The 13894-nt window shown below is 68.5% G+C and carries 13 protein-coding genes; 11 read left to right on the top strand and 2 right to left on the bottom strand.

All coding sequences use genetic code 11. From position 1 onward, the window contains the following. Positions 1–6: 6 nt before the first annotated feature. From EJK91_RS15355 to EJK91_RS15345, 3 genes are read left to right on the top strand one after another with little or no spacing between them, the layout of a single operon-like run. Complete coding sequence (locus tag EJK91_RS15355) at positions 7–585, top strand: TetR/AcrR family transcriptional regulator (protein WP_024442179.1); 579 nt, start codon at positions 7–9, stop codon at positions 583–585. 33 nt (positions 586–618) lie between these two features. Further along, the gene (locus tag EJK91_RS15350; protein WP_444850825.1) at positions 619–1779 is read left to right on the top strand and encodes an acyl-CoA dehydrogenase family protein; all 1161 of its coding nucleotides are present in this window, start codon (positions 619–621) and stop codon (positions 1777–1779) included. Between the two features lie 14 nt (positions 1780–1793). Then, complete coding sequence (locus EJK91_RS15345) at positions 1794–2432, top strand: FMN-dependent NADH-azoreductase (RefSeq protein ID WP_125079356.1); 639 nt, start codon at positions 1794–1796, stop codon at positions 2430–2432. A gap of 7 nt (positions 2433–2439) precedes the next feature. Here the strand turns inward: EJK91_RS15345 and EJK91_RS15340 are convergent, their stop codons facing one another. Further along, complete coding sequence (locus EJK91_RS15340; RefSeq protein WP_046301550.1) at positions 2440–3642, bottom strand: serine hydrolase domain-containing protein; 1203 nt, start codon at positions 3640–3642, stop codon at positions 2440–2442. 111 nt (positions 3643–3753) lie between these two features. Between EJK91_RS15340 and pyrR the strand changes: the two genes are divergently transcribed. From pyrR to pyrF, 7 genes are read left to right on the top strand one after another with little or no spacing between them, the layout of a single operon-like run. After that, positions 3754–4326 (top strand): bifunctional pyr operon transcriptional regulator/uracil phosphoribosyltransferase PyrR, encoded by a 573-nt coding sequence (gene pyrR / locus EJK91_RS15335; protein WP_024442183.1) that lies wholly within the window; start codon positions 3754–3756, stop codon positions 4324–4326. Continuing rightward, positions 4323–5294: an aspartate carbamoyltransferase catalytic subunit gene (locus EJK91_RS15330; protein ID WP_046301551.1), complete on the top strand. Its 972-nt coding sequence runs from the start codon at positions 4323–4325 to the stop codon at positions 5292–5294. Before pyrR ends, EJK91_RS15330 begins: the two co-directional genes overlap by 4 nt. Next, positions 5291–6583 (top strand): dihydroorotase, encoded by a 1293-nt coding sequence (locus tag EJK91_RS15325; protein ID WP_125079355.1) that lies wholly within the window; start codon positions 5291–5293, stop codon positions 6581–6583. Before EJK91_RS15330 ends, EJK91_RS15325 begins: the two co-directional genes overlap by 4 nt. Beyond that, positions 6580–7098 carry a PH-like domain-containing protein gene (locus tag EJK91_RS15320; protein ID WP_125079354.1) on the top strand — a complete coding sequence of 173 codons (519 nt, stop codon included), beginning with the start codon at positions 6580–6582 and terminating at the stop codon, positions 7096–7098. Before EJK91_RS15325 ends, EJK91_RS15320 begins: the two co-directional genes overlap by 4 nt. Continuing rightward, positions 7095–8216: a glutamine-hydrolyzing carbamoyl-phosphate synthase small subunit gene (gene carA, locus EJK91_RS15315; protein WP_125079353.1), complete on the top strand. Its 1122-nt coding sequence runs from the start codon at positions 7095–7097 to the stop codon at positions 8214–8216. Before EJK91_RS15320 ends, carA begins: the two co-directional genes overlap by 4 nt. Next, positions 8216–11560 carry a carbamoyl-phosphate synthase large subunit gene (gene carB / locus EJK91_RS15310; RefSeq protein ID WP_046301555.1) on the top strand — a complete coding sequence of 1115 codons (3345 nt, stop codon included), beginning with the start codon at positions 8216–8218 and terminating at the stop codon, positions 11558–11560. The genes carA and carB overlap by 1 nt, the downstream gene beginning before the upstream one ends. Continuing rightward, entirely contained in the window at positions 11560–12390 is an 831-nt protein-coding gene (gene pyrF / locus EJK91_RS15305; protein ID WP_024443563.1) for an orotidine-5'-phosphate decarboxylase, read from the top strand. The genes carB and pyrF overlap by 1 nt, the downstream gene beginning before the upstream one ends. Positions 12391–12457: 67 nt before the next feature. Here pyrF and EJK91_RS15300 read toward each other — a convergent pair whose 3' ends face one another. After that, positions 12458–12784 (bottom strand): hypothetical protein, encoded by a 327-nt coding sequence (locus tag EJK91_RS15300; protein ID WP_125079352.1) that lies wholly within the window; start codon positions 12782–12784, stop codon positions 12458–12460. A gap of 789 nt (positions 12785–13573) precedes the next feature. Between EJK91_RS15300 and mihF the strand changes: the two genes are divergently transcribed. Next, complete coding sequence (gene mihF / locus EJK91_RS15295; RefSeq protein WP_003932123.1) at positions 13574–13891, top strand: integration host factor, actinobacterial type; 318 nt, start codon at positions 13574–13576, stop codon at positions 13889–13891. Positions 13892–13894 lie beyond the last annotated feature (3 nt).

The raw sequence follows: 13894 nt of genomic DNA, 5'->3' as shown, positions 1-13894 counted from the left end.
CTCGTCATGGCCACGTCGGACGCAGTTGGCGGGTCGGGTGGCAATCCCCGGCTGTCCGTGCAGGACTGGGTGCAAGCCGGCTTCCGGATTCTGGCCGAAGACGGGCTCAAGGCGCTGACCATCGACCGGCTTTGCAAACGGCTCGGGGTCACCAAAGGCAGCTTTTACTGGCATTTCGCCGACATGAAGGCCTACCGCCAGGGACTGGTCGACACCTGGGCGACCGTGCGCGACTCCGAACGCGGCGACTTCGATGCGCTGTCGGAACTGCCTCCGCGTGAGCGGTTGTCGCGCATGATGACCGCCCTGGTCGGGCCCGCGCATTGGATGCTCGAACGTGCGATGCGCGAATGGGCGCGGTCGGAGGACAGCGTCGCCGCGGCGGTACGCAGCTCGGATCGGCGGGTGCTCCAAGCGGTTCGGCAGGTGTTTCTCGACGACGGCTTCGATGCAGACGAGGCCGAGATGCGTGCCAACGCAACGTTCGCCGCCGGAATCGGGTTTCTGCATCTGGCCGGGTCGGCGCCGAGCTCATCGGCCGCGGGACGGCGAGAACAGTTCCTGGACGTCATGCTTCGCCACTGACGTCCATACCAAAAGGTATGGTACGGTCCGACCATGGCGACCACGATGGCACCGGTGGTGTCCGAGGAATTCATCTCCCGACTGGCGCAGCGCGCCGCGGCGGCCGAGGAGCTGCGCCGACTGCCGGCAGACACCGTCGACGAATTCCGAAAGTCCGGGCTGGCCGACCTGCTCTTGCCGGCACGCTACGGCGGACGCCAGGCCGAGTTTCCCGAGATCCTCGACCCGATTCGGCGCATGGCGCATGGCTGCGCGTCGAGTGCCTGGACGCTCGGCTTCTACATCCTGCACAACTGGATGCTGGCGCTCTTCGGTGAGCAGGCCCAGGACGAGGTGTTCGCCGACGGGCCGGTGCTGTGCCCGGCGCCGTTGGCGCCGACCGGACGCGGCGTGCCCGACGGTGACGGAATCCGGCTGTCCGGGCGTTGGTCATGGGCGACCGGGGTGATGGATGCCGACTGGATCATGGTCGGAGCGATCTGCGGTCCCGACGACGGCCCTTACCCTGCGCTGGTGCTGCTCCCGGCGGCCGACATTCACATCGAGGATGTCTGGCACACCGCGGGCATGCGGGCCACCGGTTCCAACGATGTCGTCATCGAGGATGTGTTAGTCCCGTCGCACCGGCTGGTCAAGGTCGTCGACATCTACTCCGGTACCGCGACCGGCGCCGAGCTGCACGACGGCTCGGCGTACCGGTGGCCGATGGTCCCGGCGCTGGCCCTGGTCGCCGCGATGCCCGCCCTCGGGTCGGCCGAATGGGTCGCCGACTTGTTCGCCGAGCGCTTGGCCGGACGGGTCCTGGCGTATTCCGGTGCCGCGCAGAAGAATCAGCCGGCGGCCCAGATTCGCCTCGGTGATGCGCGGGTTCGGCTGCGTGCGCTGCGCGGCTTGCTCGGCGACACTGTCGGCCGGATTCAAGGTGCGGTGGACGCGCGGGAGCGGATCAGCCGTTCCACTCGGGCCGATGCCCGGGCGGCGGCCGCGTACATCGTCCACGAATCCCGCGCCGTGATCGCCGATCTGCTCGAAGCCTCCGGTGCCAGTGCGCAGTTCGTAACCAGCCCGCTGCAGCGCGCCAAACGCGATGTCGACGTGATCTGCGGGCACGTAGTCTTCGACTACGACGTGGCACGCGAGTTGTCTGGCGCACTCGAGGCCGGCGTGAAGATCTCACCGATCTCGATGATCTGACCACGAAGGGCACCATGAAGACGCTGTGGGTGGAAGCGAGTCCGAAGCAAGAGCACTCACTGTCCTCGGCACTGACCCAGGCCTTTCTGGACGCCGCGCCCGCGGCAGCGGTCGGCGACGTCGAACGGTTCTCGGTGTGGACCGACGAGATGCTGGTGTTCGGGCGCGACGCCGCATTCGCCAAGTTCGCTCCGCTCTACGGCGAACGCCGCACCCCTGAGCAGAAGCAGATCTGGTCGGAGGTGCTGGCCGAAATCGACCGGGTGCGTTCATTCGACCGCCTGGTGGTGTCGTCGCCGATGTGGAATTGGCATGTGCCGCATGCGCTGAAGGCGTGGATCGACGTCATCGTGCAACCGATGGCCAGCTTCACGCTCAACGAGCGCGGCGAACACGTGGGCACGTTGGGGCAGGGCAAGCCGCTGCAACTCGTCTTGACCCGCTCCAGCGCGTACGACGGCAATCGTGCCGACCTGCAGGATTTCCAGCGCCCCTATCTGGAGTACGTGTTCACCATGCTGGGCTACAACGTGCAGACCCTGGTCTTCGAACCGACCACGCGCTGGACCGCCGAGGAGCGGGAACAGATGCGCGACGCCGCGCTGGCGAAGGCTCGCCGGGCGGGCGCGAGTCTCGTGGGCGAGAGCCGCTAGACCGGGCTCACAGACCCAGCGCCGCGTAGGTCCGGCGGACGAACTTCGGCTGCGCCACCCGCAGTTTGGCGATCGAGGTATTGCCGGCGACCGCGACGGCCATGTCGGCGGAGAGCGTCGGAGAGTTCTGGACCAGATAGATCAGGATCAGGTCCGCGGCCGGATCCGCCTGCCACCACGTGCCGTAGGCGCCCGGCCAGCCGAACGCGCCCGCACCGCCCGGTCCGAACAGCGGCTGGGACTTCGCCGGGTCGGTCACCACCGACAGGTTGAGACCGAACCCGCGACCGACCCAGAACGGGGCGCCCAGGAACGCGTGCCGCTTCTGGTCGTCGGTGAGCTGATCGGTGCGCATCGCCCGCGCGGATTCCGCCGAGAGCACCCGGGTGCCGTCGAACATGCCGTCGGCCAGCAACATCCGGGCGAACGCCAGGTAGTCGTCGGCAGTGGACATCAGGCCGCCCCCGGCGTTGGGAAACGCCGGCATCGTGATCGGCACCGGACCCATCGCATCGTCGCGCAGCGTTTCCCCCTCGACGCGATACATGGTGGCGCTGCGCCCACGTGCCTGCGGTGTGACGCAGAAGCCGGTGTCGGTCATTCCCAGCGGGCCCAGGATCCGGTCCTCGATCACCTGGGGCAGTGGCTTGCCCTCGATCCGCGACAGCAGCACGCCCAGCACGTCGGTGCCGTGGCCGTAGGTCATGCGCTCACCGGGCTGATCCACCAGGGGCAACGCCGCCAGCGCCGTCAGCCAGGCTTCGGGTCCGCGACCGAAGGGCAGACGCTGGTACTCCCGCGCGATCGGACCGGGCACGGAGAATCCGTAGCCGATGCCGCAGCGGTGGGTCATCAGGTCGTCGACCGTGATCGCGCGCCGGGCCGCGGTGGTCGATTCCAGCGAACCGGCCGGGTCGACCAGCACCCGCGGCGCCGCGAACTCCGGCAGCCAGTGGGCGATCGGGTCGGTCAGCCGCAGCCGTCCTTCGTCGACCAGGGTCATCGCGGCGGCGATGGTGACCGGCTTGGTCATGGAGGCGATCCGGAAGACCGTGTCGCGGGTCATCGGAAGGCCGGCGCCGACATCGCGGTGGCCGATCTCGTTGACCTGCAGCACCGAGCCGCGCTGCCAGACCAGCGTCACCACGCCGGCCAGCAGGCCGGTGTCGCAGGCCTCGCGCAGGGGCGCCTGATTCGGGTCGAGATTCACCCGGTCAGGTTAGCGGCGACCGCAAGCGCGGCGGGTGTTAGGCTACCCGGCAGTTCGACATCCTTTAACGATCCGTCCCGAGAGGCGGAGAAGGAGGTCCTGCAGTTTCGCATGGGCGCTGCCGGTAATTCCAGCACCGACCGGGAATTGATGTCCTCGGCGGATGTGGGTCGCACTGTTTCTCGGATCGCACATCAGATCATCGAGAAGACGGCCTTAGACGACCCCGATAGAGCCAACTCCCCGCGCGTCGTGCTGTTGGGCATACCCACCCGCGGCGTCACCCTGGCCCAGCGGCTGGCCGCCAAGATCAGCGAATTCTGCGGAGTTGATGTCGCGCACGGAGCGCTGGACATCACGTTGTACCGCGACGACCTCATGCGTCAGCCCCCGCGGCCGCTGGAGCCCACCTCGATTCCGGCGGGCGGCATCGACGACGCGTGCGTGATCCTGGTCGACGACGTGCTCTTCGCCGGCCGATCGGTGCGGGCCGCACTGGACGCGCTGCGCGACGTGGGGCGACCCCGGATCGTGCAGCTGGCTGTGCTGGTGGACCGCGGCCACCGCGAGCTGCCGGTGCGCGCCGACTATGTCGGCAAGAACGTGCCGACCGCCCGCGGCGAAAGCGTGCACGTACTACTGGCTGAACACGACGGCCGCGACCAGGTGGTGATTACCCGGTGAGCACCAGGCATCTGCTGGCAGCCGGCGATTTGAGCCGTGATGAGGCCACCGCGATCCTCGACGACGCCGACCGTTTCGCTCAGGCGCTGGTGGGACGCGAGGTCAAAAAGCTGCCCACCCTGCGCGGGCGCACCGTGATCACCATGTTCTACGAGAACTCCACCCGGACCCGGGTCTCGTTCGAGGTGGCCGGCAAGTGGATGAGCGCCGACGTGATCAACGTGTCGGCGTCGGGATCCTCGGTCAACAAGGGCGAGTCGCTGCGCGACACCGCGTTGACATTGCGCGCTGCCGGCGCCGACGCGCTGATCATCCGGCACCCGTCCTCGGGGGCGGCGCACCTGCTCGCCGAGTGGACCGCGCGCGCCGAGGAGACCGGGCCGTCGGTGATCAACGCCGGCGACGGTACCCACGAACACCCGACCCAGGCGCTGCTGGACGCGCTGACGCTGCGCCAACGACTCGGCGGAATCGAGGGCCGACGGGTGGTGATCGTCGGCGACATCGTGCACAGCCGGGTGGCCCGCTCCAACGTGCAACTGCTGGCCACCCTCGGCGCAGAGGTGGTGCTGGTCGCCCCGCCGACGCTGTTGCCGGCCGGGGGCAGCGACTGGCCGGTGACCGTGAGTTACGACCTCGACGCCGAGCTGCCCGCGGCCGACGCGGTGCTGATGCTGCGGGTGCAGGCCGAGCGGATGACCGGCGGATTCTTCCCGTCTACGCGGGAGTACTCGGTGCGGTACGGGCTCTCGGAGAAGCGCCGGGCGATGCTGCCCGACCACGCGGTGGTGCTGCACCCCGGTCCGATGCTGCGCGGCATGGAGATCTCCTCGTCGGTCGCTGACTCGTCGCAATCCGCGGTGCTGCAACAGGTTTCCAACGGCGTGCACGTGCGCATGGCGGTGCTGTTCCATCTGCTGGTGGGCAGCGGATCCGCGGGGTCGGCTGGAGAGGAAGCAGCGTTGTGAGCGTGCTGATCCGCGGAGTGCGGTGCTACGGCGAAGGCGACCAGGTCAACGTCCTGGTGCAAGACGGCCAGATCGTGCAGATCGGGACCGGTCTGTCCGTACCGGACGGCGCTGAGGTCATCGACGCGCCCGGACAGGTGTTGCTGCCGGGCTTCGTCGACCTGCACACCCATCTGCGTGAACCGGGACGCGAATATGCCGAGGACATCGAAACCGGCTCGGCGGCGGCGGCCCTGGGCGGCTACACCGCGGTGTTCGCGATGGCCAACACCGATCCAGTGGCCGACTCTCCGGTGGTCACCGACCATGTCTGGCAGCGCGGCCAGCAGATCGGCCTGGTCGACGTGCACCCGGTCGGCGCAGTCACGGTCGGGCTGGGCGGCACGCAGCTGACAGAGATGGGCATGATGGCCGCCGGCACCGCCGGTGTTCGGATGTTCTCCGACGACGGTGTCTGTGTGGACCACCCGCTGGTGATGCGCCGCGCGCTGGAGTACGCGACCGGACTGGGGGTGTTGATCGCCCAGCACGCCGAGGAGCCACGGCTGACTGTCGGCTCGGTCGCCCACGAGGGGCCCAACGCGGCCCGGTTGGGCCTGGCCGGCTGGCCGCGCGTCGCCGAAGAGTCGATTGTGGCTCGAGACGTCCTGCTGGCCCGCGACGCCGGCGCCCGACTGCACATCTGCCATGCGTCCACCGCCGGCACCGTGGAGCTGCTGAAGTGGGCGAAGGCGCAAGGTATCTCGGTGAGCGCCGAAGTCACTCCGCACCACCTGATGCTCGATGACAGCCGGCTCGTCGACTACGACGGACGCAACCGGGTCAACCCGCCGCTGCGCGAGGCCTCCGACACCGAGGCGCTGCGTCAGGCGTTGGCCGACGGCGTGATCGATTGCGTGGCCACCGATCACGCCCCGCACGCCGAACACGAGAAGACCTGCGAATTCGCCTCCGCCCGGCCCGGGATGCTGGGCCTGCAGACCGCGCTTTCGGTGGTGGTGGCCACCATGGTGCAGACCGGTCGGCTGACCTGGCGTGACGTGGCCCGGGTGATGAGCGAGCGGCCCGCGCAGATCGTCGGTCTGCCGGATCAGGGCCGTCCACTGGAGGTGGGCGAGCCGGCCAACCTGACCGTCATCGATCCCGACACCACCTGGGTGGTCGCCGGTGCGCAACTGGCCAGCCGTTCGGACAACACCCCCTATGAGGAGATGACCCTGCCCGCGACCGTCACCGCGACCCTGCTGCGTGGCCGGATCACCGCCCGGGACGGGAAGAGCCCGGTATGAACACGCCCACGCTGATCGGCTCGCTGGTCTTCGCGTTTCTGCTGGTGGTGCTGATCGGCGTGGTGATCCGGTTGATGATGCGCGGCTGGCGCCGCCGCGGCCAGCTGCAGGACGCGCTGATCGGGACCCTGCCCACGGTGCCCGACACGGTGGGGGCACCGACTGTGGCCGCCACCCGCGGGCAGTATCTGGGCTGCACGCTGGCCCCGAAGTGGAACGACCGGGTGGTGGTCGGCGACCTGGGCTATCGCACCAAGGCGGTGCTGACCCGCTATCCCGAGGGAATCATGGTGCAGCGCAGCGGCGCCCGGCCGATCTGGATCCCTGCGGACACGGTGATCGCCGTTCGCGCCGAACGCGGCATCGTCGGGCGCACGATCCCAACGCGCAGCCATGACGGAGTGCTGGCGATCCGCTGGCAACTGCCGTCGGGCACCGAGATAGACACCGGCTTCCGCGCGGACGACCGCGCGGAGCACAGCCGCTGGTTGGAAGAAGAGGAAGACGACAGATGAACTCGCGTGCGGTGCTGGTTCTCGAGGACGGCCGGACGTTCACCGGAACGCCGTTCGGGGCCGTGGGACAGACCCTGGGTGAGGCGGTGTTCTCCACCGGCATGTCCGGCTATCAGGAGACCCTGACCGATCCCAGTTACCACCGGCAGATCGTGGTGGCCACCGCCCCGCAGATCGGCAACACCGGCTGGAACCGCGAGGACGGGGAGAGCCGCGACGAAAAGATCTGGGTGGCGGGCTATGTGGTGCGCGACCCGTCGCCGCGGGCGTCGAATTGGCGGGCCACCGGAACCCTCGACGACGAGCTGGTCCGTCAGGGCATCGTCGGTATCGCCGGGGTCGACACCCGGACCATCGTGCGCCACCTGCGCAATCACGGCTCGATGAAGGCCGGGGTGTTCTCCGGTGACGCGCTGGCATCACCGGATGAGTTGGTGACCCGGGTCCGTGAGCAGCCGTCGATGCTCGGCGCCGACCTCGCCGGGCAGGTCAGCACCGACGCCGGATACGTGGTGGAACCCGAGGGCGCACACCGGTTCACCATCGCCGCGCTGGACCTGGGCATCAAGACCAACACGCCGCGCAACTTCTCGCGGCGCGGAATCCGCAGCCACGTGCTGCCGTCGTCGGTGGACTTCGCACAGATCGCCGACCTGAAGCCAGATGGAGTGTTCCTGTCCAACGGGCCCGGGGACCCGGCCACCGCGGAGGCGATGGTGGCGTTGACCCGCGAGGTGCTCGGTGCCGGAATCCCGTTGTTCGGAATCTGTTTCGGCAACCAGATCCTGGGGCGGGCACTGGGCCTGAACACCTACAAGATGACGTTCGGCCACCGCGGCATCAACATCCCGGTGATCGACCATGCCACCGGGCGGGTGGCGGTGACCGCGCAGAACCACGGCTTTGCGCTGGAAGGCGAAGCAGGCCAACGCTTTGACACCGACTTCGGCCCGGCGGTGGTCAGCCACACCTGCGCCAACGACGGAGTCGTCGAGGGCGTCAAGCTCGCCGACGGCCGGGCGTTCTCGGTGCAGTACCACCCGGAGGCCGCGGCCGGACCGCACGACGCGGAGTACCTGTTCGACCAGTTCGTCGACCTGATGGCAGGGGAGAAGTAATGCCGCGCCGTACCGACCTGCGCCATGTTCTGGTGATCGGCTCCGGGCCGATCGTGATCGGACAGGCCTGTGAATTCGACTATTCGGGGACCCAGGCCTGCCGCGTGCTCAAGGCCGAAGGCCTGCAGGTGAGCCTGGTCAACTCCAATCCGGCCACCATCATGACCGACCCCGAATATGCCGACAACACCTACGTCGAGCCCATCACCTGGGAGTTCGTCGAAAAGGTGCTGGCTCAGCAGGCTGAGCGCGGCAACAAGGTCGATGCGCTGCTGGCCACCCTGGGTGGGCAGACGGCGCTGAACACCGCGGTGGCTCTGCATGAGCACGGGGTGCTGGAGCGCTACGGGGTCGAGCTGATCGGCGCGGACTTCGAGGCGATCCAGCGCGGCGAGGATCGCCAGCAGTTCAAGGACATCGTCGCCAAGGTAGGCGGCGAGTCGGCGCGTTCCCGGGTCTGTTACACCATGGCCGAGGTCACCGAGACCGTCGCCGAACTCGGGTTGCCCGTCGTCGTTCGCCCCTCTTTCACCATGGGCGGTCTGGGATCCGGGCTGGCGGCCAGCCTCGACGAGGTGGAGCGGATGGCCGGCGACGGCCTGGCCGCCTCGCCGACGGCCAACGTCCTGATCGAGGAATCCATCTACGGGTGGAAGGAATTCGAGCTCGAGCTGATGCGCGACGGCAACGACAACGTCGTCGTGGTCTGCTCGATCGAGAACGTCGACCCGATGGGCGTGCACACCGGCGACTCGGTGACCGTCGCCCCGGCGATGACACTGACTGACCGGGAATATCAGCGGATGCGCGATCTGGGCATCGCGATCCTGCGCGAGGTCGGGGTGGACACCGGCGGCTGCAACATCCAGTTCGCGGTCAACCCGAAGGACGGCCGGCTCATCGTGATCGAGATGAACCCGCGGGTCTCGCGATCCAGTGCGCTGGCGTCTAAGGCGACCGGCTTCCCGATCGCCAAGATCGCCGCCAAGCTCGCGATCGGCTACACCCTCGACGAGATCATCAACGACATCACCAAAGAGACCCCGGCCTGCTTCGAGCCGGCGCTGGACTACGTCGTGGTGAAGGCGCCGCGCTTCGCGTTCGAGAAGTTCCCCGGCGCCGACCCGCGGTTGACCACCACCATGAAATCGGTGGGCGAAGCGATGTCGTTGGGCCGCAACTTCATCGAGTCGCTCGGCAAGGTGATGCGCTCGCTGGAGACCGATCGCGCCGGGTTCTGGACCAAACCGGACCCCGACGAAGACTCGGCCACCGCAGCGCTGGAGCGGCTGCGCACCCCCACCGAGGGCCGGCTCTACGACATCGAGCTGGCGCTGCGGCTGGGCGCCAGTGTGGAAGCGGTCGCCGAGGCCTCCGGTGTGGACCCGTGGTTCGTCGACCAGATCAACGGCCTGGTGGCGCTGCGCGCCGAGGTGGTCGACACCCCGGTGCTGGACGCGGACCTGCTGCGCCGCTGCAAATACAGCGGCCTGTCGGATCATCAGATCGCCGTGCTGCGCCCGGAACTGGCCGGTGAGGACGGGGTGCGGCTGCTGCGGAACCGGCTGGGCATTCACCCGGTGTTCAAGACCGTCGACACCTGCGCGGCGGAATTCGAGTCCAAGACGCCCTATCACTACAGCACTTTCGAGCTCGACCCCGCCGCGGAGACCGAGGTGGCGCCGCAGGAGGTCAAGCCCAAGGTGCTCATCCTGGGTTCCGGGCCCAACCGGATCGGCCAGGGCATCGAGTTCGACTACAGCTGCGTGCATGCCGCGATCACCTTGAGCCAGGCCGGGTTCGAGACGGTGATGATCAACTGCAACCCCGAGACGGTGTCCACCGACTACGACACCGCCGACCGGCTCTACTTCGAACCGCTGACGTTCGAGGACGTGCTCGAGGTGTACTACGCCGAACAGCAGTCCGGGCAGGGCGGCCCCGGGGTGGTCGGCGTGATCGTGCAGCTGGGCGGACAGACCCCGTTGCGGTTGGCCCAGCGGCTCGCCGATGCCGGTGTGCCGATCGTGGGAACCAGCCCGGAAGCCATCGACCTGGCCGAGGACCGCGGCGCATTCGGTGACGTGCTGACCACCGCCGGCCTACCGGCGCCGCGGTATGGCACCGCGACGACCTTCGAGCAGGCCAAGCGGATCGCCGCCGACATCGGTTATCCGGTTCTGGTGCGTCCCTCCTACGTGCTGGGTGGGCGCGGCATGGAGATCGTCTACGACGAAGAGACGCTGCACGGCTACATCACCCGGGCCACCCAGCTGTCCCCGGAACATCCGGTGCTGGTCGACCGGTTCCTCGAAGACGCCATCGAGATCGACGTCGACGCACTGTGCGACGGTACCGAGGTCTACATCGGCGGCATCATGGAGCACATCGAAGAGGCCGGCATCCACTCCGGTGACTCGGCGTGCGCACTGCCGCCGGTGACGCTGGGGCGCAGCGACATCGAGAAGGTGCGGCGGGCCACCGAGGCCATCGCACACGGCGTCGGGGTGGTGGGACTGCTCAATGTGCAGTTCGCCCTCAAAGATGACGTGCTCTACGTCCTGGAGGCCAATCCGCGGGCCAGCCGCACCGTCCCGTTCGTGTCCAAGGCCACCGCGGTGCCGCTGGCCAAGGCGTGCGCGCGCGTCATGCTGGGCGCCACGATCGCCGAGCTGCGCTCGGAGGGCCTGTTGGCCGCCTCCGGGGACGGGGCTACCGTCGGCCCGAACGCCCCCATCGCGGTCAAGGAGGCCGTGCTGCCGTTCCACCGCTTCCGTCGCGCGGACGGCTCGGGCATCGACTCGCTGCTCGGCCCGGAGATGAAGTCCACCGGTGAGGTGATGGGCATCGACCGCGATTTCGGCACCGCGTTCGCCAAGAGCCAGACCGCCGCCTATGGGTCGCTGCCGGCCCAGGGCACGGTCTTCGTGTCGGTGGCCAACCATGACAAGCGTTCCCTGGTGTTTCCGGTCAAACGGCTCGCCGACTTGGGCTTCCGGGTGCTGGCCACCGAGGGGACCGCGGAAATGCTGCGCCGCAACGGGATTCCGTGCGATGTGGTGCGCAAGAATTTCGAGGAACCCAGTCCGCAGCGCCCGGAGCTGACCGCGGTGGACGCGATCCGGGCCGGGGAGGTGGACCTGGTGATCAACACCCCGTACGGCAACTCCGGCCCGCGGGTGGACGGCTACGAGATCCGTTCGGCAGCGGTCAGCGTGAACATCCCGTGCATCACCACTGTTCAGGGTGCGGCCGCGGCGGTGCAGGGCATCGAGGCGGGCATCCGCGGCGATATCGGGGTGCGCTCGCTGCAGGAGCTGCACAGCACCCTGGGCGGGCAGTAGTGACACCGGGGTTCGGGGCACGCCTGGCCGAAGCGACAGCGGCCCGCGGGCCGCTGTGCCTGGGCATCGATCCGCACCCCGAACTGCTGGCCTCGTGGGGCTTGCCCGCGACGCCGGACGGGCTGGCGGCGTTCAGCGAGACGTGTGTGGCGGCGTTCGCCGGGTTCGCCGTCGTCAAGCCGCAGGTGGCGTTCTTCGAGGCCTACGGGTCGGCCGGCTTCGCCGTGCTGGAGCACACCATCGCGGCGCTGCGCGAGGCCGGTGTGTTGGTGCTGGCCGACGCCAAGCGCGGCGACATCGGCTCGACCATGGCCGCCTACGCCGCCGCCTGGGCCGGCCCGTCGCCGTTGGCTGCCGATGCGGTGACGGCCTCGCCCTACCTGGGCTTCGGGTCGCTGCAGCCGTTACTGGAGACCGCCGCGCAGCATCGGCGGGGAGTGTTCGTGTTGGCCGCCACCTCAAACCCGGAGGGGGCCAGTGTGCAGCGTGCCCGAGACGCCGACGGCCGCACCGTGGCACAGGCGATCGTCGACGCGGCCGCGGAAGCCAATCGGGCCGAGGGCGCGGCGAGCCTGGGTTCGGTCGGGGTCGTGGTGGGCGCCACGCTGCGCGAGGTGCCCGATCTGAGCGCCCTGGGTGGGCCGGTGCTGGTGCCGGGCATTGGAGCCCAGGGAGGGCGCCCAGAGGCCCTTGCCGGGCTGGGAGGGGCCGCTGCGGGCAGCTTGTTGCCGGCGGTCTCGCGGGAGGTGCTGCGGGACGGACCCGATGCCGGTGCGCTGCGTACCGCCGCCGAGCGGTTGCGGGACGCCGTGGCCTACCTGGCCGCCTAGCCCCACCTGACACAACAAGGCCTGCGTGGCGCCCGTCAGGGGCGCCCCGCAGGCCCTGTATTGCCGGTTACCGGCCGCCGAAGTTGACGCCCCCACCGGTATTGGCGTGGTAACCGCCGCCGAAGGGCCCCATGTTGACGTTGGCGCTGTTGTTCTGTCCGCCGCCGGCGCCGATTCCGTTAGGGCCGAAGTTGAAGCCGCCGTTTCTGCCGACATTCATACCGCCCCCGAAGGGCCCCATGTTGACATTCACCCCGCCGTTGTTGCCGGCCCCACCGGTGATTCCGTCATTGGGTTCGGCGCCGGCCGCGCCGATCCCGAAAGCGCCGAGTGCCACCACCGCGGACGCCGCAAGAGCCCACCGGCCAGCACGGCCGACTGTCGTCATCGCCATCAATTCCCACTTTCTCTACCGAAACGGTATTCAGCGGAAATGTTCATAGTCATACCCCCCATAAACACCCCCGGGTGGACCGTCCACCTGGCCGGAACATTAGGCGGCTAATCCACGGCTTCGGCTGGGCAAATGTAAAAACTCCCTGAATAGTTGCTGTCAGTCCAGCGGGTATCTGGTTTCGTGTTTTTTTGCCGTGAGATCGAGCGCCTCCGCGCGGAAATAACGGGCGTTGGGGGCTTACCGGGGTTGCCGCCGGCGCATCCGCAGGCCGGGACGACGACCCTGGCTGCCAGGGGTTGGCCGGGGGCGCAAAGGGTGCCGAACACTGTGGTCGCCCACCTCGTCGAGGTGCCGGCGTCCGTTGCGATGGACCCCGGCAGTCGATGGCCCCCGGGTGGCCGGAACCGCCCTCGACACGCCCGACACGCCGCGCGGCGGGAAGTCAATGGCGTGAAGGTCCGGTCACATCCCGAAGACCACCCCCCGCGGCCACGGCGCGGCGTCCCATCTGACCGAGAATATGTAGCAAAAGGCTAGTTCAGAGCGGTTTTTCGGGCCGGGGCACCGAAGATGACGGTTCCCCCGGAGCGGGTCGAGCGACGGTGGCCGACTCGGGTGGGACGGTGCCGCGCCCAGACCCCATACGCTGGGCATTTGTAGCCGGAAACGGGGGGGTGGGGTTAGATTTCGTCAGACGGCGTGGGTACGGTCGTCGTCTCTGGCCGAAGTACCTGGCCGGGACAAGGAAAACATCGACGTTGTCGATGATGACGAGACGGAGGAATCGTGGCCCTTCCCCAGTTGACCGACGAGCAGCGCGCCGCCGCGTTGGAGAAGGCGGCGGCCGCGCGTCGGGCCCGAGCGGAGCTCAAGGACCGGCTGAAGCGTGGCGGCACCAATCTCAAGCAGGTGCTCAAGGACGCCGAGACCGACGAGGTCCTTGGCAAGATGAAGGTGTCTGCGCTGCTGGAAGCGTTGCCGAAGGTCGGCAAGGTCAAGGCGCAGGAGATCATGACCGAGCTGGAGATCGCCCCCACCCGCCGGCTGCGCGGCCTGGGCGACCGGCAGCGCAAGGCGCTGCTGGAAAAGTTCGACTTCTCCTGACCC

The organism is Mycobacterium sp. P7213 (genome assembly GCF_900604305.1).
Lineage (GTDB): Bacteria > Actinomycetota > Actinomycetes > Mycobacteriales > Mycobacteriaceae > Mycobacterium.
The sequence above is the reverse complement of the archived record's forward strand: the minus strand, read 5'-3'. Positions and strand labels throughout refer to the sequence as shown.